This window comes from Klebsiella sp. 10 (assembly GCF_018223925.1).
GTDB lineage: Bacteria > Pseudomonadota > Gammaproteobacteria > Enterobacterales > Enterobacteriaceae > Klebsiella > Klebsiella pneumoniae.
The window spans coordinates 131,709-149,432 of sequence record NZ_JAGRRB010000016.1; the positions used below are offsets into that span (position 1 = coordinate 131,709).

Here is a 17,724-nt window from a genome sequence, read left to right on the forward strand (position 1 = left end):
CATAATATCCTCAGGCGCGGGCCGCCGGGCGGCCTGACGCAATCAGTGTTGATAAGGACGCTTCAGGTTGCAGTCGCGATTGAGCTCGACGCCAAAGCCGGGTTTATCCAGGACCGATTTATGAATGCGCCCTCTCTCCGGCACCGGCTCGCCGAGCAGGATCGGGTCGAACTGCGGGCGCAGCGTGGCGCAGTCCGGACTGGTCATCAGAAACTCGCTGAACGGCGTGTTGGTAAAGGTGATCACCGCATGATGTGAGTAAACCGACGAGCCGTGGGGCACTACCAGCTGCCCGCGCGCTTTGGCGATGGCCGCGATCTCCACCAGGGTGGTTAAGCCGCCGCACCAGCCGACGTCGGGCTGCATAATATCGATGCCGGTTTCCGACAGGGTGCGGAAGGACTGCAGCGTGCCGTGGTGCTCGCCGCTGGTCACCATCATCCCGGCCGGCGCCTGGCGCTTCAGCTCGCGATAGCCTTCATACTGCTGCGGCGGCAGACACTCTTCGATCCACTTGAGGTTATAAGGGGCGCAGGCATGGGCAAGTTTGGTGGCATAGTTAACGTCCTGGCTCATCCAGCAGTCCAGCATTAACCAGAAATCCGGGCCGCATTTTTCGCGCATATCCGCCACCATGGCGACGTCTTTGCGGATCCCGGCGTCGCCATCGTGCGGCCCCCAGTGGGTAGGCATTTTGCCGCCGATAAAGCCCATCTCCTGCGCCAGGTCCGGACGTGCGCCGGTGGCATAGAACTGGATTTCGTCGCGCACCGCCCCACCCAACAGTTTGTAGACCGGCAGGCCAACCACTTTCCCGAACAGGTCCCACAGCGCCAGGTCGACACAGGAGATGGTATTCATCACCAGGCCGCCGGATCCCGCGTAGTAAAGGGTGGCGTTAAGCATCTGGTCATGGATCAGTTTGATATCGCTGACGCATTTGCCTTCGATAAAGCGGTTGAGATGTTTTTCGACGATAAAGCAGCCCATCTCCCCGGCCGTCGACACCGCAAAGCCGGTCTGTCCGTTGTCGGCTTCCACTTCCACAATCAGCGTCCCCAGCACGTTGATGCCAAACGACTGCCGGGACTGCTCATACTGTTTATATTTGCTCATCGGGGTGGCGATATGATCGTCAATCCAGTGGTTAGCCCCCTGGTCATGGTAATCGCCGCCGCCGGCGCCCTGCTCTGCTGTGGCGCCGCCGATGAACCAGGCGCGGACGTGTTTAATTTTCGGTAGGGTCATGATGTTCTCCTTATGATGAGGCGAGTTGTTCGAAGGGGCTTTTCCACCCCAGCAGACGTGAAATATCTTTCGCGCAGGCAATCGCCTTACCAGCCAGGTAATCGCGATTGTCTTCATTGATTTGCAGACGGGTACCCACCACCGAGATGGCGGCGGTCAGGTCGTTATTGGCGTTAAATACCGGGGCAGCCACGCAGCGCACATCCGGATAGTCCTCGCCATTATCAAAGCTCCAGCCCCGGGCGCGGATCCGCCCCAGCTCCTCCCGCAGCTGTTGAGCATCGGTGATGGTCGTTGGCGTGGCCCGCTCCCACTGCAGGTCTTCGATAATCGACGCCTGAACGCTGGCGGGCTGCCAGGCCAGCAAACATTTGCCGATCCCGGAGCGGTAAAGAGACAGGCTCTTACCCTCATGCGAGCGCACGCTGATGGTGGCGGGAGACTCAATTTTCAGAATGTAGTAGGCGTTACCCTGATCGATAATGCCCAAGTGACAAAGCAGGCCGCACTCATCCATCAGCCGGGTGAGGCGCGGCCGCGCCAGCTCGCGCAGGTCCATTTTGCTCAGCGCCTGCCCGGCCAGCTCCACCAGCTTGGTCCACAGGCAGTAGTTATCCTGATTATCCATACTGATGAAGCGCTGCTTTTTCAGCTCGCCCAGCAGCAGATACACCGTGCTTTTCGGGATCCCCAGATCCGCTATTATCGTCGCCGCGCTGCAGGGGCCGATGCGGCCAATTAAATTGAGGATCTCAATCGCGCGGGTCAGCGCCGGGACTTTCGTTGATTCCAACATACTGGACTCCAATCCTGAATACTGGAATCAGTGTTGCGATTGTCCGGGCGGTAAAGTGTGAGCGACATCGCGGGGCAATCGTTTTCCCGTATACTGGACCGTTCGCAGCAGAAAATTGCGACTTAACGCACAGAATTTTTTCAGAAGAGTACAACAGGTTGGACGACCGGCGCCCCGAGGATACGGTGCGCCGGGGGGAATGACTTACAGCGAGAGGGAATCCACCACGTTAATCCAGCCATGTTCGCTGGCCAGCGGTTGGCCATTCAGCCAGCGACGCAGCATGTTTAACGCCATCATAGCGCAGACTTCCTGGCGTACCGCCAGGCTGTGGCGGGTGGCGCTAAACTTCACCCGCAGTGCGAAGGTGCCGTCCGGGGTGGCCAGGGCCACGTTAAGATGATCGTTTTCCTGACCGCTCACCGCCAGAGCCAGGCCGGCAAAATGGTTTATGCGCCGCTCGGCCGCCCAGCGGGCCGCCTGCGCCAGCGTCTCCTCCTGCGCCGGAACGACTTCGCTGGCCAGCAGCGGCGCGCCGGCGCGGGACAGCTGGAGCGCCAGCAGGCCGCTGGTAAACTGCTCGCTGAGCGTCAGGCTCAGCTGCCGCTCCTGCAGACAGCGGGCGATCTGCGCCGGTAACCCTTCCGTGCCTTCGAAAATCAGGCTGTCGCCAGCCACCTTACGCACCTCCGGCCACAGAGCCAGCATGGCGTCGCGCTGGTTGGCCGGTCCGGTTAGCTTGAGTTCAATGATCGGCATCGACGAGCGGTAACCCATCACCACGCCCGGAGGCAGCGTCAGCGGATTAAGACTTTGCGCCAGCTCGCTCTCCGAGCGGCCAAAGGTGGTCAAACGCAGGCATACCGGCGGGTCCGGCAGCGTAAAGCGCTGGCGCAGGCGCGGTAAAATTTCCTGCTCGACCATCACCTTAAATTCAGAGGGGACCCCGGGAGTGAAAAACATCAGGCAGCGGTTGAGCTGGATGGCAAAGCCACAGGCCGTACCGACCGGGTTGTTGATCATCTCGGCGCTGGCCGGGATTTCCGCCTGCTTACGGTTGCTTTCCGCCATCGGCCTGCCGCGCTCGGCAAAAAAGCGGGTCATGGTTTCCAGCCACTCCGGATGCAAAATAAGCCCTTCGCCTTTCGCAGTGGCGGCGGCCAGCGCGCTCAGGTCGTCGCTGGTTGGGCCGAGGCCGCCGTTGACGATCAGCACATCCGCCTGTTCGCTGCGTTCGCGCAGAATCGCCACCAGCGCATCGAGATCGTCGCCAACGGTATTGCGGCGCGTTAACGGTAAACCCTGATTAAAAAAGAAATCCGCCAGCCATGCCGCATTGGTATCAATAATTTGACCATGCAACACTTCATCGCCGGTGGACAGCATTTCCACATTCAACATTGCTCACTCCTTGCCTGCCAGGTGAGAAATACTATAACGCAAAGCGGGATGCTGACGAGGAGGAAAATCTGGCGCAGCAAGAAGATGCCGCGCCGGAAGAGATTAGAAGCTGGCGCTGGCGCCGATGTATGGGCCGTCGGCGATGGTGTTATCGCGGTTGCCATCTTTGCCCGCCAGGTTCAGGTAACGGTAGCCGGCCTGGATGCTAAGCGGACGCATAATGGTCCAGCTGGCGCCGACGTTGGCTTCCTGGTAGCTATCAATGCCGCTGGAGAGCGAATCCGGAGAGTAGTAATAATCGCCGTACAGGCGGAAGCTGTCGCCGATTTTCCACTGCAGGCCGCCGCCGACCGCGGCCGCATAACCTTCATCGCCCTGTTTCGGATTGGTGTAAATACCTTTACCACCCACGGTCGCGAGGAACGGCCCCAGCGGAATATTGAGTCCCAGGCCTAAACCCGCGGCGTCGCCGTCGTTATCGCTGTGCAGCCAGTTACCCGAAACGGCCAGGCCGGTGGACTCGGTGCCGAAGCCGACGCCAAGGTTGGTGTAATGCTCGCCGGCTTCACCGGTAACGCTAATCGCATGGGCCGCCGAAGAAACCATCATCACGCCCGCCAGCGCCATAAAAATGCTTTTTTTCATTATTTACTCTATCCAGAAAATTAAAATCAAAGAAGTCCCGAAAAAACCTGAAAATTCTACTGCGCACCCATCAGGAATCAATGACCTGGCGAAATGAATTTTCACAAGAGTGTAACCAGTTGCGTATTTTTACGGCATCGAGCGTTGCCAGAACCACGAACAGCCTATCCAACGCCAGTAATATTCATGTTTATTATGATTAACGCTGACACATTGACGAAAACAGAGAGCTGGCGCCGCACGATCGGCGCGGCGCGGGTGGATAAGGGAATAATTAATGCTGCAGCCGGGCCAGACATTCCGGGGCGAGGCCGGTCAGTTTCGCCACCAGCGACAGGTCGAGTCCGTTAGCAAGCATCGCCCGGGCGATACGCTCCGCGGTCTGCTGCTCACCTTGCTCGATACCTTGCTGTAGACCTTGTTCAAGACCTTGCTTTAATCCTTGCTGATGGCCGCGTTGTTCCAGAAACTGGGCAATATTCATTAGCGTCTCCTTATGCGGCCGCCGGGGAACGTTTTGCGCAAGATGGCGCAAAAAAGCAACCGGATCGGCGGCGTTTCCTGCCTGTAATAAATAGTGCAACAGCGTCTTAAGCTGCCTGCGGCTAGTGTATCCCAGCGCCAGGAGCCTGACCAGCTGCTCATGCAGGTCCATCAAATCCCGCTGGCGAATATGCTTCTGTAGCAGCTCCAGCATCGCCACGCGCCGATGGCGCATGATTTCATCGTCCGGGGTGCTAGTGATATCAATTAAGGGAAAATCTTCACCATAGATCCGCCGCGCGATGTCCGGATCGGCAAAGCCTGCCAGCCAGCACATCGGGTAAGGCCAGGGAGAAACGCGACCATGATAAAACAGCAGCGGGATCACCAGCGGCAGCTGCGTATGCCCTTTATCCAGATGACGCTGCATCGCGGCTATCGCATAGCGCATCAGGCGAAATGCCATATGGCGGTCCGCCGAGCTTTGGTGCTCTATCAACAGATAGATATAGCCCTCCCCCGCCTGCGTTTGCAGCGAGTAAAGGATATCGGAATGACTCGCCCGCAGTTCGTCGTCAATAAAGCTCCCGGACTCCAGCCGCAGCGTGTTCAGATTACATAACGCGCGCAGCGGTGCGGGAAGGTGAATGTCCAGAAAATCCCTGGCCGTCGCCCGATGCGACAGCAGGTGTTTAAATACAGCATCGTGGGGGGAATTCGTCGCCCTTTCCATGGCGGTGCTCCATACAATCATTTTCGCTTAACGTAGCACTCAACAAGACCTGAACTGTATTTCGCTTGCAGTTTACCGAGGCGGCTCGCAAACTATTTCACCAGCATACCGCCCCATCCCTCTGCAGGAGAAAACCCATGCGCCACAGGACGATTGTTTGCCCGCTGATCGAGAATGAAGGCCATTATCTGCTTTGCAAAATGGCCGCCGACCGCGGGGTTTTTCCCGGGCAATGGGCCTTATCCGGCGGCGGCGTGGAGCCAGGGGAACGTATTGAAGAGGCGCTGCGGCGGGAAATACGCGAAGAGCTCGGCGAAAAACTCATCCTTACCCATATCGCGCCATGGTGCTTTCGCGACGATACCCGCGTCAAAACCTACCCCGACGGGCATCAGGAAACGATCTACATGATCTATCTCATCTTCAACTGCGTGAGCGCCAATCGCGATGTGACGATCAACGAGGAGTTTGACGATTACGCCTGGGTCAAAGCCGAAGATCTCAAAAACTACGATCTTAATGCCGCCACCCGCGTTACTCTCAGCCTGAAAGGGCTACTTTAGTCCAGCATACCGCGTTCAACCCACCCGGCGTTATGCCGCGGGATAATGAGGGTGGCTACGATACGGTCGCATGCGTCTGCTGCCTGACCCACTCGCACAGCGCCCGGCGCGAAATCTTAATCCCGCCGTTTTTTAACGTTTCCGGCAACCGCAGCCAACGCACCGGCTGCTGAAAACGCGCTAACCGCTCAGCGCTCCATGCCGCCAGCGCGCTCAACTCGCAGCCGTCATCGCATTCCACCACCGCTACCGGGCGCTGGCCGTATTCCGCATCATCCAGCGGCACGATAAACACCTGCTGTACCTGTGGATGGGCGAGTATCACACGCTCGACCTCTTCCGGTTGAATACCTTCTCCACCGCTAAAAAAGAGGTTATCCAGTCGCCCAACAACCGTCAGCCGACCGTTATGCAATGCTCCGCGATCGCGCGTCGCAAACCAGCCTTCATTGTTGGTTAATGACAACAATTGACCATCCCGCCAGTAGCCTGCGGCCATACTCGACGCCCGCAGCCAGATCTCGCCGGCGACAATTTTCACCTCTCGCCCCGGCAGCGCTTCGCCAACATCCGCAGCGCCGTCGGCCTCTTTGGCACACACGGTGGAGGCGAATTCGGTGAGGCCATAGCCGCAGAAGCTGCGTATGCCCTGCTTTCGCGCCCGTTCAGTCAATTCGACCGGGATCGACGCGCCGCCGAGCAGCACCGCCTTGAGGGAAACCGCAGCATCATCATTCAGCAGGCGCCATAGCTGAGTCGGCACCAGCGAAGCATGGGTACAGCCGTGCAGCATCTGCGCCAGCGGCTGTTTGTCACATACCGTAAGTCGCGCGCCGGCCAGCAGCCAGCGCCAGACGATCCCCTGACCGGAGACATGGAACAACGGCAGCGACAGCAGCCAGTCATCTCCTGCGGCAAACGGCATCAGCGCCAGCACGCCAGCCGCGCTGGCCAGATGGGCGCTGGCGCTATGTACCGCCGCTTTCGGCAGGCCGATTGAACCGGAGGTCAACGTCATCGACACCAACCGATCGCCATGCCAGCAAACAGCATGCTCGCCCTCGACCAACTGCAGGGTTAACATCGGTAAATTCCCCGGCAACACATCGCCATTCAGTACCAGCTGATGCTGCATGGTTAACGCGGGTAACAACGCCTGCAGCAACACCGCTGGCAGCTGCGGATTCAGCGGCAGCACCCGCGCCCCGCACTGTAGCAGCGCCAGCCATGCCAGCAGAGTTTCCGGCTGGTTATAGGCCCGGAGCGCCACGCCCTGCCCTTCCATTACGCCCTGCGCGGCAAAACCAGACGCCAGCGCGTCAACCCGCGCGCATAGCTCCCGCCAGGTCAACGGCTGGTTATTCAGACGTAAGGCGAGGGCCTCTCCGCGCCGCTGACGCCAGTGCCGCCAGGGCCAGTCGTTAAAGGTCACAGCAGCGGCTCCAGCGCATCAATGTTGAGCACCGGCAGCGTACTTTCGGGCCACGGCCGTACCAGTTGGGCGCCCATCAGCGACAGCGTATCCAGCCCAGGAATAGTCTGCGGCGTCAGCCAGGCGGCAATCCGCGCCAGCTGGGTTAAGCCGAGACTGGACTCGATCGACGAGCTGATCACTACGCTCAACCCCAGCGCATGCGCCGCGGCGACCTGTTGCTGCACCTTCAGCAAACTGCCGGTTAGCGTCGGTTTGATCACCACCGCACGCACCCCCGGCTCGGCGACAAAGCGGAAATCCGCCTCGCGCAGGCTTTCATCCCAGGCGATAGCGATCCCTGTCTCGCGGCTAAAGGCCCGAGAATCCTCCCGCGTTTTGCAAGGTTCTTCAAGAAAAGCAATGCGCTGGCGGTACGCCGGATTAACGTATTTGGCGAACTGTTGCGCTTTGAGCGGCGTCCAGGCGCGGTTGGCATCGAGCCGCAGCTGCAGGTCGGGGATCGCCTCCAGCAGCAGATTGACCACCATACCGTCGCGGACCGCCTCCCAGAGGCCAACTTTGACCTTAGCGACCTTCTCGCCGGGCATCGCCGCCAGTCTGGCGAATAGCTCATCCGGATCGCCGGAGCAGAGCGGCGCCGCGCGATAATCCGCGGCCTGCGGTAGTTCGCCGCCAAGCTCCGCCTGCGCGCAGCTGATGCCAAACGCGACGGAGGGCTGCGTGGGAAGCGGCGGCTCGGCGCCGTCGCGCCAGGCCTGTGCCCACGCTAACAGCGCCATTTGCGCCTCTTCCAGCGTCTCGACACTGAATCCCGGCAGGGGAGAAATTTCGCCCCAGCCTTCGCGTTCCCCCTCCTGCAGGCGGATGAACAGCCCGTCGCGGGTTTTTAACCGCCGCTCGCGCAGCACCACGCCCGCGTCCATCGGTATCTGCCAGCGGTAAACCTGCGAAACGCGCATTATGGATTCCGTTTAAATTTGCTGAAGTCCGGCTGACGTTTCTGGTTGAAGGCGTTGCGTCCTTCCTGCCCCTCTTCCGTCATATAGAACAGCATGGTGGCGTTGCCCGCCAGCTCCTGCAGACCAGCCTGGCCGTCGCAGTCGGCGTTCAGCGCCGCTTTCAGGCAGCGCAAGGCCATCGGGCTGTTCTGCAGCATTTCACGACACCAGCGCACGGTCTCTTTTTCCAGATCCGCCAGCGGTACCACGGTATTCACCAGCCCCATGTCCAGCGCCTGCTGAGCGTCATACTGGCGGCACAGGAACCAGATTTCGCGCGCTTTTTTCTGCCCGACGATCCGCGCCATATAGGAGGCGCCCCAGCCGCCGTCGAAAGAGCCGACTTTTGGCCCGGTCTGGCCGAAGATGGCGTTTTCCGCCGCGATAGTCAGATCGCACATCATATGCAGCACGTGACCGCCGCCGATAGAGTAGCCGGCCACCATCGCGACCACCGGTTTCGGGCATGTGCGGATCTGACGCTGGAAGTCGAGCACGTTAAGATGATGAACGCCGGAGTCGTCCTGATAGCCGCCGTAGTCGCCGCGGACTTTCTGGTCGCCGCCGGCGCAGAAGGCTTTCTCACCTTCACCGGTCAGCACGATGACGCCGATATTGTCGTCATAGCGGGCATCCGCCAGCGCCTGGATCATCTCTTTGACGGTCAGCGGGCGGAAGGCGTTGCGCACCTGCGGACGATTAATGGTGATTTTGGCAATCCCGTCAGTCGATTTGTGATAGCGAATATCGGTATAGCCTTCGGAGCAATCGTGCCATTCAACGGGGGCGTAGAGCATTGCTTCATCAAGAGAGATCATAGAATGTCCTTCAGTTAACTTGCCAGAATCTGCGCCAGACAGGCAATCACCGCCGCCGGGTTGTCCCGGTGCGCGTTGTGTCCGGCATGGTGAATAAGATGGAGATCCGCCGCGAGCGTCTGCGCGATGGCGCGAAACTTCGCGTCGCGCTCGCCGCACAGGTAGTGAAAAGGAAAATCGCGCGCCTGCAGAGACGCGCGCAGATCGGCCTGCGCGGCAAGGGAGGTTGCCTGCAGCATCGCCGCCAGCGTCGCGCCGTTGTTCCGGCTGCGTAAGGCGACCAATGACTCACGCTGCGCGGCATTCAGCGAAGCGAAGACCGGCTGCTGATACCAGTCGGCAAAGACCTGCTCAAGCGGCTCGCGGCGAAAACGTTCCGCCCAGGCGCTATCATTGCTGCGCCGCGCCTGCCGCGCCTCTACATCCTGCAGGCCCGGATGGCCGCCTTCAACGATCAGCCCGCGCATGCCTGCGCGCGGCTGGCTGGCGAAGTTCATTGCCACCCGGCCGCCCAGCGAGTAGCCGATCAGCCAATACTTATGTATGTTGTAACTATTAAACATAGACTGCAGCAGAGTATTGACCCCGGCAAAGTCCTGCACCGCGATATCCGCGGAGCCGCCGTGCCCCGGCAGATCGAGGTACAGCCGCGGCCAGGCGGGAAAGGCGTCGCCCACTTTCCGCCACTCGTTGCGGTCGCCGGAAAAACCGTGCAGAAACACCAGCCAGGGATAGCCCGGCTGGCCGTTGTCGACAGCAGCGCTGAGGATCACAGGCGACTTACCTGCGCCAGCAGCTGCTGGAGGGTCTGCGCGCCGTCGGTCTCATTGACCGCCAGCTCAATCACCGTCGCCCCTGCCCTGCGCCAGGCGCCGGCCAGCGCCTCATCCAGCGACGGCCAGTCATCAGGGCGATGATAGGCCAGGCCGAACATCGCCGCCGCGTGGCTGAAATCCACGTTCTGCGGCATTAAATAGAACTGACGGCGTTCGTCCTGCGGCGTCGGCAGCATAGAAAAAATCTGCCCGCCGTTGTTATTCACCACGATCAGCACCAGCGGCGCCGACGCCTGGCGCAGCAGGGCCAGCGAGTTGAGATCGTAGAGCGCGGAGAGATCGCCAACGATGGCCAGCGTCGGTCGGGCGCTGGCGCGCTGCACGCCGGCCGCAGTGGCGATCAGGCCATCGATACCGCTGGCGCCGCGGTTGCTGTAGACCGGATACCCGGCCGGCAACTGCGCCAGGGCGTCGATCAGGCGCACCACCAGGCTGTTGCCAACAAACAATTGGCCCTGCTCCGGCAGATAGCGCCGAATACGCTGCGCCAGCTGCGCTTCGCCAAAAGGCTCGTTGCTGGCGACCGCAGCCTGCCACGCCTGCCCGGCAAGCTGTGGGATCACCGTCGCCCACGGCTGGCGTTTCTCCGCCGGATGTAATTCGAGCCAGCGCTCAACGCTTGAGAGCAGACGGCGACCGCGGTGCTGCGCCGGGTCGAGGCGACCGGGCAGATTATCCACCAGCCAGTATTCATCCGGCTCGCAGGTCGCCTGCCACTGGAGCACGCGTTTGCCGGTCAGGCTGCTGCCGAGTTGCACGACGATCTGCGCCTGCGCCAGCTCGCTGACCGCTTTGCCGTTGCCCAGCCACAGGTCGGCGCACGGCAGCGGCTGCCCGGTCTGCGACAGGACATCGCCGATCAGCGGCCAGCCGAGGGTCTGCGCCCACTCAGCGACCTTTTTCCCTTCCGCGGCGCTCATTCTGCCCGCCACGACGACGCCGCGTTTTTGTCGCCAGAAGAACCAGTCGCGCTGCTTCTCGCTCTCTAACTGCAGCGCCTGGCGCAGCCAGGGTTTGTCGCTCTGCCACCAGTTGCCGAGCTGCTGCTGCCACTCCACGCCGGTCTCATCCATATCACCATACAGCGGTTCAGCGAACGGACAGTTAATATGCACCCCGCCGGCGTGCAGCGCCCCCAGCGCCTGGTCGATGGTTGAGACCAGCCAACGGGCAGGAATATCCTGCGAGGGACGCGGCAAAGAAATCGTCTGCACAGGATGGGAGGCAAACATCCCCGGCTGGCGGATAGCCTGGTTCGCGCCGCAGTCGATCAGCTCCGGCGGACGGTCGGCGGTTAACAGGATCAGCTTTTCACCGGTGAGCCCTGCCTCAATCAGCGCCGGATAGAGGTTTGCGGTGGCGGTCCCGGAGGTGACTATCACCGCCACCGGCTGCCGGCTGGCCTTCGCCAGGCCGAGCGCCAGGTGGCCGAGGCCGCGTTCGTCGAAATGGGTATGATGGATAAAGGCGCGGTTTTCCGCCGCCGCCAGGGTTAAGGGTGTCGATCGCGAGCCCGGCGCGATGCAGATATGCTGCACGCCATGGCGCGTTAAAGCTTCCAGGATCACCGCCGCCCAGCGTCGGTTAAATGCGCTTACTGACATGAAATTGTCCGGTATCAAATATTGATGCTAAGTATAGATAAGGCAAAGTGACGTCGTTTTGATATGCATCGTCATTCAAGCTTTATGGACACAGCAGCGAGCGCAGCCCGGCTGCTTTGTTGTCAATCTCCTGCCACTCCTGCTGTGCATCAGAGCCGCTGACGATCCCCGCCCCGGCATACAACCGCAGGGTGTCGTGGTTCACTTTCGCCGAACGCAGCGCCACGCAAAACTCGCTTTGCGCCAGTGACAGATACCCGGCGGACCCGGCGTACCATTCGCGGGAAAACGGTTCATGACGCTGAATGAACGCCAGCGCCGCCCGGCGCGGCAGGCCGGCCACCGCGGCGGTGGGCTGCAGCTGCAGCAGACAGCGGCTGTCGTCAGGCGCCGCCAGCTCGGTCCAGATGCAGCGTCGGAGATGCTGCACCTTACGCAGCCTCACCACTTGCGGCGGCAGGACGTCCAGCGTCGAGGCCTCACTCTGCAGGCGCTGGCAGATATCCTCTACCACCAGCATGTTTTCCCGCTGGTTTTTGTCGTCTTTCATCAACCAGTCGGCCAGTTGCTGCGCCTTCGCGTCTTCCTGATGGTTCGCGACGGTCCCCGCCAGCGCTTCGGTGCGCAGCAGCGCGCCGCGCCGGCGCCACAGCCGTTCCGGCGTGGAGCCGAAAAATGCCTGCCGGGCATTGAACGCCATCAGGAAATGAAAACAGTTAAGATTGCTGCGCCGGCTAGCCGCCATGATGCTCACGGCATCCAGCGGGGCGGCAAACTGCAGGTCGGTTGCCCGCGCCAGTACTACTTTATCCATTTCACCGGCGCTGATCGCCTTAGTCGCCCGCGCAATCATTGCCTGCCATTGAGGATAGTCGGATGAGTGGCGCTCGCTCAGCAACGGCGGTATGGCGCCGGGAGTCGCCTGAGTGGTTGTCAGGCTGGCGAGAAACGCGCGGGCCGTCGCGGCATCCTCACGCAGGGAGATATCACTATGCAGCACCAGCCGCAGCACGGCCCTGCCGCCGCACCGGCGCCACTCCAGACGCGGCAGCGCCAGGCTGCCCTGCTGCGGTTCAAACGCATTCAGGCCGCAGATACGCAGATCCTGCCGGCCGGCCTGGCGTAAAAAGCGGTTCGCCGCGTCGAGCGAGAAAAAGGTTTTTACCGCCCCCAGCGTCGCCAGTTCCTCATCGCCATTGCGCTGCTGCCAGTAAAACTGCGGCCATTGCGCCTGCTGGCCACACCATAGTAGCGGATCGAAGGCATCATTCAGCGGAAAGGCAACATCGATAATTCGCGTGCCGGGCGAGTCTGGAAATGACTCGCCCAGGCCGTCTTGCAAACGGGCCAGCGCAGTGGAAACAGACAGCACGCAAACCTCCACGGTAGTAAAACCCCACATTATAAGGGGTTCGACGACGGAATAGCAGTACCCATGATGAGGGAGCGGGTTTTATCTTACCCGCTCGCCGGGCCAGAGCTGCGCGTGGACGAGGGTGCAGAGGAGTCAGACAGCGCGCTTTTCTCGCGCCATGCCAATGTGGGGGATGCCATCCTCATCATAGACCTCGGTCACCGGCGTAAAACCGAAGTGGGCGTAAAAGGATTGCAGGTGCGCCTGCGCCCCGAGGTAAATCGCCTTTTGCGGCCAGTGCTGCTGACAGCTAGCCAGCGCCTGCTCCATCAGCTGATAGCCGAGCTTCGCACCACGGGCGGCGGGGCTGACGATGACCCGGCCAATCACCACCGGCGCAAACTCCTCTTCGCTTTTGAGGATCCGCGCGTAGGCCACCAGTTCGCCATCGCGCCAGCCGAGCAGATGGCGATTTTCACCAACCAAATCATCGCCGTCGACATCCTGATAGACGCACTGCTGCTCTACGACAAAGACTTCACTGCGCAATTTCAGCAGCGCATACAGCTGGGGAACGGTGAGTTCACTATGGTGGAGATCCTGCCAGGTCATCATCTGCTGCTCCTTATTGATATACTGATACTTTGCGACTCGCCCTGAGGACACTGGACGATGGAATTAACTTTTTTGGGGACATCCGCCGGGGTGCCGACCCGCACGCGTAATATGACGTCGATAATACTGAATTTGCAACAGCCGACCCGCACCGAAATGTGGTTGTTTGACTGCGGCGAAGGGACCCAGCATCAGTTTCTTCACACGCCCTACCATCCCGGCAAACTGAATAAGATTTTTATTACCCATCTGCACGGCGACCACCTGTTCGGCCTGCCCGGCCTGCTGTGCAGCCGCTCGATGCAGGGAAACTCCCTTCCCCTCACCCTCTACGGGCCAAAAGGACTCAAAGAGTTTGTTGAGACCGCGCTGCGCCTGAGCGGTTCGTGGACCGACTATCCGCTCACCATCATCGAAGTCGGCCCTGGTCTGGTGTTCGACGAAGAGGGCTATCGGGTCACCGCGTATCCGCTCAGCCATCCGGTGGAGTGCTATGGGTATCGCATTGCGCAGCATGACAAGCCCGGCACCCTCGACGCCGCCCAGCTGATTGCCGATGGCGTACCTCCCGGGCCGCTGTTCCATCAACTCAAGCGCGGACAGCGCGTCGAGCTGGCAGATGGCCGGGTCATCGACGGCAGCCGCTATCTGGGGCCAGCGACCCCGGGTAAAACGCTGGCCATCTTCGGCGATACCGCCCCCTGCCCGCAGGCGCTGGAGATGGCTCGCGGGGCGGATGTGATGGTCCACGAAACCACCCTTGAGCAGGCGATGGCGGAGAAAGCCAATAGCCGCGGCCACTCTTCCAGTCAGCAGACCGCGGCGCTTGCCAAAGAAGCGGGGGTCGGTACGCTGATCGCCACCCACTTTAGCTCGCGCTACGATGCCGAAGGCTGTCTGCGTATGCTGGCGGAATGCCGGGAGATTTTCCCTAACACGCTGCTGGCGGAAGACTTTATGGTCTACAAGATGGCGTAAAATCCGGGCATAAAAAAACCGCCATCCCGGCGGTTTTTTATTGAGTCAATCAACTTACATCAGCGGCGTCGCCAGCTGCACGATGCTAATCAGCGGCTGCGGCCAGATACCGAGCACCAGCACCAGCAGCGCGGAGATCAGCACCACGATACCGCCGGCGCTGTACTGCCAGTTTGACGGCGCATCGCGATTCAGCTGCTCCGGCGCGCTCAGATACAGGCTCACTGCCACGCGCAGGTAGTAGTAGAGACCGATCGCCGAGCCGACAACCACCGCGGCAACCAGCCACCACAGATGCGCATGCACACCGACGGCCAGCACGTAGAACTTACCGATAAAGCCGAGGGTCATCGGGATACCGGCCAGGGAGAGCATCATCACCGTCATCACAGCCGACAGGATCGGACGGTGCCAGAACAGGCCGCGGTAGGAGAACAGCGAGTCAGCATCCGGACCGCGGTACGGGCTGGACATCAGGCTGACCACGCCGAACGCGCCGAGGCTGCTGAACAGGTAACCGGCCAGGTAAACGCCCACGGCTTCCATCGACATTTCACCGCTCTGCAGGGCAATCAGCGCCACCAGCAGATAGCCGAGATGGGAGATGGAAGAGTAACCGAGCAGGCGCTTAATGTTGGTCTGGCTCAGCGCCATCAGGTTACCGAAGATGATAGAGGCGAAGGCGATCAGGCCCAGCACCACGCGTACCGCTTCGCTGTTGCCCACCGGCATGTACAGGAACAGACGCATCACTACGCCGAAGATAGCGATCTTGCTGGCGGTCGCCAGGAAGGTGGAGACCGGCGCAGGCGCCCCCTGGTAAACGTCCGGCGTCCACAGGTGGAACGGCACCAGCGACAGTTTAAAGCCAAGACCGACGATCATCAGACCGAGGCCCGCCAGCAGCAGCGGCTCGTGCAGCATGTTGTCCGCCAGGCTTTTGCCCAGCGCGAGGAAGGACAGGTTGCCGGAGTTCGCATACACCAGCGCCATACCGAACAGCAGGAAGGACGAAGCTGCCGCGGAGAGGATGGTGTATTTGATGCTCGCTTCCAGCGAACGCTTCTGGCGGAAGGCGTAACCAACCAGGCCGAACAGCGGCAGCGAAATCAGCTCAATACCGAGGAACAGCGCCGCCAGATGATTCGCGCCGGCCAGCAGAATGCCGCCCAGGGCGGCGATCAGCACCAGCAGGTAGAACTCTTCTTTGTTGTCCTTGTAACCCTCAAGCCACGGGTAGGCGAAAGTACAGGTCGCGAGGCTCGCCAGCAGCACCAGACCGGTGTAAAGCATGGCGTAGCCGTCAACGCGGATCAGCGGCGTGACGTCCATCGCCCCGTTCTGGCCGACGAACCAGAGCGAGACCAGCGCGGCGTTAAGTCCAAGAACCGACAGCGTGGCATTGAGAAAATGATTGCGTCGCCACGCAATGGAGAGCATCACAACCACCACCGTCAAGCCGACGATCAGCAGCGGTAGCAGTGCGATCAGTTGTTGTGGAGTTATTGTCATGGCGAATTACGGCCTTGTAGTAGAAACAGAATTAACAAACCACTGCTGAATGTTGCTCATCGCAGCATGCGAGGTGTCGAGGATCGGCTGCGGGAAGAAGCCCAACAGCACCAGCAGCACCACCAGCAGCAGGATGATAGACAGTTCACGCAGGGACATCCCCGGCAACTCTTTCGCCGCCACTTCGCTCTTCGCTTTACCGAAGTAAGCGCGATGTAACATCGACAGCGAGTAAACGGACGCGAATACCAGACCAAAGGTGGAGATGACGGTGATCGTCGGCACCACTTTATAGCTGCCGAACAGGATCATAAATTCGCCGACGAAGTTACCGGTGCCCGGCATCCCCAGAGTGGCGACCGCGAAGAACATCGACATCGCCGGCAGCCATTTAATTTTGCTCCACAGACCGCCCATTTGGCGCATATCGCGGGTATGCAGACGTTCGTACAGCTGGCCGCAGAGAATAAACAGACCCGCCGCGGACAGACCGTGAGCAATCATCTGGATCACCGCTCCCTGATAGGCCAGCTGGCTGCCGGTGTAGATAGCAATCAGCACGAAGCCCATGTGGGACACGGAAGTGTAGGCGATCAGGCGTTTAATATCGGTCTGGGCGAAGGCCATCCACGCGCCGTAGAAGATACCAATCACGCCCAGCCACATGGCGATGGGCGCAAACTCGGCGGAGGCATTCGGGAACAGCGGCAGCGCAAAGCGCAGCAGACCGTAGGCGGCGGTTTTCAGCAGGATCCCCGCGAGGTCGACAGAGCCGGCGGTCGGCGCCTGGGAGTGAGCGTCCGGCAGCCAGCCGTGCAGCGGCACCACCGGCATTTTCACCGCGAAGGCGATGAAGAAGCCGAGCATCAGCAGGTATTCCACGCCGTGAGACATCGGGGTTTTCAGCAGCTCTTCATAGTTGAAGGTCCACACGCCGGTGGCGTTGAAGTGGACGAAGGCCAGCGCCAGAATGGCAATCAGCATCACCAGACCGCTCGCCTGGGTATAGATGAAGAACTTGGTGGCCGCTGTGATACGCGTTTTACCGTCCGAGGCTTTGTGGCCCCACAGCGCGATCAGGAAGTACATCGGCACCAACATCATTTCCCAGAAGAAGAAGAACAGGAACATGTCGATGGCGAGGAACACGCCGATAACGCCGCCCAGGATCCACATCAGGTTGAGGTGGAAGAAGCCCTGGTATTTTTCGATTTCACGCCACGAACAGAGCACCGCCAGCACGCCGAGGAGACCGGTCAGCACCACCATCAGCAGCGACAGGCCGTCGATCGCCAGATGGATGCTAATGCCGAAGCGTGGGATCCACGGCAGCACGAATTCCGACTGCCATTGCGGAATACCCGCGGATTGCGTCAGAGAATAGCCGCCCTGCATCCACAGCTGCAGGCCAAGCACCAGCGTCAGTCCCATGGTAATCAGCGCAATCCAGCGCGGCACTTTCACGCCAAAGCGTTCGGTCTGCCAGCACAGGAAGCCGCCGATAAAGGGAATTAATATTAGCCAGGGTAGTAACATGGCGATTTTTATTCCTTGTTAAAGTCCCGTTCAGGACCGATTTTCAACGAATTCGACTACATTCACGTTTGAGTGCGGTTTGTTGTGTCGGGTGGCGCTTCGCTTACCCGACCTACGGTCTCGTAGGCCCGGTAAGCGAAGCGCCACCGGGCAAAACCGCGCGATCAAA

The 17,724-nt window shown here is 60.4% G+C and carries 16 protein-coding genes; 2 read left to right on the forward strand and 14 right to left on the reverse strand.

What is annotated here, in order from left to right; all coding sequences use genetic code 11:
- Positions 1-42 precede the first annotated feature (42 nt).
- From rhmD to KHQ26_RS18555, 5 genes are all read right to left on the reverse strand, one after another.
- On the reverse strand, positions 43-1,248 hold the full coding sequence (rhmD, locus tag KHQ26_RS18535; protein WP_004175029.1) for an L-rhamnonate dehydratase: 1,206 nt from the start codon (positions 1,246-1,248) through the stop codon (positions 43-45).
- A 10-nt stretch (positions 1,249-1,258) separates the two neighbouring features.
- Positions 1,259-2,044 carry an IclR family transcriptional regulator gene (locus tag KHQ26_RS18540; RefSeq protein ID WP_020804379.1) on the reverse strand — a complete coding sequence of 262 codons (786 nt, stop codon included), beginning with the start codon at positions 2,042-2,044 and terminating at the stop codon, positions 1,259-1,261.
- Positions 2,045-2,248: 204 nt separating this feature from the next.
- Positions 2,249-3,445 (reverse strand): nicotinamide mononucleotide deamidase-related protein YfaY, encoded by a 1,197-nt coding sequence (locus tag KHQ26_RS18545; protein WP_004151110.1) that lies wholly within the window; start codon positions 3,443-3,445, stop codon positions 2,249-2,251.
- A 102-nt stretch (positions 3,446-3,547) separates the two neighbouring features.
- Positions 3,548-4,090, reverse strand: coding sequence for a YfaZ family outer membrane protein (locus KHQ26_RS18550; protein ID WP_002913070.1), 543 nt, complete (start codon positions 4,088-4,090; stop codon positions 3,548-3,550).
- Between the two features lie 274 nt (positions 4,091-4,364).
- Entirely contained in the window at positions 4,365-5,306 is a 942-nt protein-coding gene (locus KHQ26_RS18555) for an Rpn family recombination-promoting nuclease/putative transposase (protein ID WP_004180717.1), read from the reverse strand.
- A gap of 137 nt (positions 5,307-5,443) precedes the next feature.
- Between KHQ26_RS18555 and nudI the strand changes: the two genes are divergently transcribed.
- Positions 5,444-5,869 (forward strand): nucleoside triphosphatase NudI, encoded by a 426-nt coding sequence (nudI, locus tag KHQ26_RS18560; protein WP_004175023.1) that lies wholly within the window; start codon positions 5,444-5,446, stop codon positions 5,867-5,869.
- Between the two features lie 55 nt (positions 5,870-5,924).
- On the opposite strand, the gene menE is transcribed toward nudI, so the two are convergent.
- The 7 genes from menE to KHQ26_RS18595 form a co-directional block, all read right to left on the reverse strand.
- On the reverse strand, positions 5,925-7,301 hold the full coding sequence (menE, locus tag KHQ26_RS18565; protein WP_004175021.1) for an o-succinylbenzoate--CoA ligase: 1,377 nt from the start codon (positions 7,299-7,301) through the stop codon (positions 5,925-5,927).
- Positions 7,298-8,263, reverse strand: coding sequence for an o-succinylbenzoate synthase (gene menC / locus KHQ26_RS18570; protein ID WP_004175019.1), 966 nt, complete (start codon positions 8,261-8,263; stop codon positions 7,298-7,300). The genes menE and menC overlap by 4 nt, the downstream gene beginning before the upstream one ends.
- On the reverse strand, positions 8,263-9,120 hold the full coding sequence (gene menB / locus KHQ26_RS18575; protein WP_002913098.1) for a 1,4-dihydroxy-2-naphthoyl-CoA synthase: 858 nt from the start codon (positions 9,118-9,120) through the stop codon (positions 8,263-8,265). The genes menC and menB overlap by 1 nt, the downstream gene beginning before the upstream one ends.
- Before the next feature lie 14 nt (positions 9,121-9,134).
- Positions 9,135-9,893, reverse strand: coding sequence for a 2-succinyl-6-hydroxy-2,4-cyclohexadiene-1-carboxylate synthase (gene menH / locus KHQ26_RS18580; RefSeq protein ID WP_004175016.1), 759 nt, complete (start codon positions 9,891-9,893; stop codon positions 9,135-9,137).
- Positions 9,890-11,560 (reverse strand): 2-succinyl-5-enolpyruvyl-6-hydroxy-3-cyclohexene-1-carboxylic-acid synthase, encoded by a 1,671-nt coding sequence (menD, locus tag KHQ26_RS18585; protein WP_020804381.1) that lies wholly within the window; start codon positions 11,558-11,560, stop codon positions 9,890-9,892. Before menD ends, menH begins: the two co-directional genes overlap by 4 nt.
- 82 nt (positions 11,561-11,642) lie before the next feature.
- Positions 11,643-12,932: an isochorismate synthase MenF gene (gene menF, locus KHQ26_RS18590; protein ID WP_020804382.1), complete on the reverse strand. Its 1,290-nt coding sequence runs from the start codon at positions 12,930-12,932 to the stop codon at positions 11,643-11,645.
- Between the two features lie 135 nt (positions 12,933-13,067).
- Positions 13,068-13,529, reverse strand: a complete 462-nt coding sequence (locus tag KHQ26_RS18595) for a GNAT family N-acetyltransferase (RefSeq protein WP_004184987.1) — start codon at positions 13,527-13,529, stop codon at positions 13,068-13,070.
- A gap of 57 nt (positions 13,530-13,586) precedes the next feature.
- Here KHQ26_RS18595 and rnz point away from each other — a divergent pair, with 57 nt between their 5' ends.
- Positions 13,587-14,507, forward strand: a complete 921-nt coding sequence (gene rnz, locus KHQ26_RS18600) for a ribonuclease Z (protein WP_020804386.1) — start codon at positions 13,587-13,589, stop codon at positions 14,505-14,507.
- A 54-nt stretch (positions 14,508-14,561) separates the two neighbouring features.
- Here rnz and nuoN read toward each other — a convergent pair whose 3' ends face one another.
- A complete protein-coding gene (gene nuoN / locus KHQ26_RS18605; RefSeq protein ID WP_004151107.1) occupies positions 14,562-16,019 on the reverse strand; it encodes an NADH-quinone oxidoreductase subunit NuoN in 1,458 nt (485 codons plus the stop codon).
- 6 nt (positions 16,020-16,025) lie between these two features.
- Complete coding sequence (gene nuoM, locus KHQ26_RS18610) at positions 16,026-17,555, reverse strand: NADH-quinone oxidoreductase subunit M (protein ID WP_004214591.1); 1,530 nt, start codon at positions 17,553-17,555, stop codon at positions 16,026-16,028.
- Between the last annotated feature and the right edge of the window lie 169 nt (positions 17,556-17,724).

What these genes read in the sequence shown, in the direction of transcription:
- KHQ26_RS18555 (WP_004180717.1), bottom strand. Translation starts at nt 5,306, where the DNA reads ATGGAAAGGGCGACGAATTCCCCCCACGATGCTGTATTTAAACACCTG.
- rhmD (WP_004175029.1), bottom strand. Translation starts at nt 1,248, where the DNA reads ATGACCCTACCGAAAATTAAACACGTCCGCGCCTGGTTCATCGGCGGC.
- KHQ26_RS18540 (WP_020804379.1), bottom strand. Translation starts at nt 2,044, where the DNA reads ATGTTGGAATCAACGAAAGTCCCGGCGCTGACCCGCGCGATTGAGATC.
- rnz (WP_020804386.1), top strand. Translation starts at nt 13,587, where the DNA reads ATGGAATTAACTTTTTTGGGGACATCCGCCGGGGTGCCGACCCGCACG.
- KHQ26_RS18550 (WP_002913070.1), bottom strand. Translation starts at nt 4,090, where the DNA reads ATGAAAAAAAGCATTTTTATGGCGCTGGCGGGCGTGATGATGGTTTCT.
- nuoM (WP_004214591.1), bottom strand. Translation starts at nt 17,555, where the DNA reads ATGTTACTACCCTGGCTAATATTAATTCCCTTTATCGGCGGCTTCCTG.
- nuoN (WP_004151107.1), bottom strand. Translation starts at nt 16,019, where the DNA reads ATGACAATAACTCCACAACAACTGATCGCACTGCTACCGCTGCTGATC.
- menD (WP_020804381.1), bottom strand. Translation starts at nt 11,560, where the DNA reads ATGTCAGTAAGCGCATTTAACCGACGCTGGGCGGCGGTGATCCTGGAA.
- menC (WP_004175019.1), bottom strand. Translation starts at nt 8,263, where the DNA reads ATGCGCGTTTCGCAGGTTTACCGCTGGCAGATACCGATGGACGCGGGC.
- KHQ26_RS18595 (WP_004184987.1), bottom strand. Translation starts at nt 13,529, where the DNA reads ATGATGACCTGGCAGGATCTCCACCATAGTGAACTCACCGTTCCCCAG.
- KHQ26_RS18545 (WP_004151110.1), bottom strand. Translation starts at nt 3,445, where the DNA reads ATGTTGAATGTGGAAATGCTGTCCACCGGCGATGAAGTGTTGCATGGT.
- nudI (WP_004175023.1), top strand. Translation starts at nt 5,444, where the DNA reads ATGCGCCACAGGACGATTGTTTGCCCGCTGATCGAGAATGAAGGCCAT.
- menB (WP_002913098.1), bottom strand. Translation starts at nt 9,120, where the DNA reads ATGATCTCTCTTGATGAAGCAATGCTCTACGCCCCCGTTGAATGGCAC.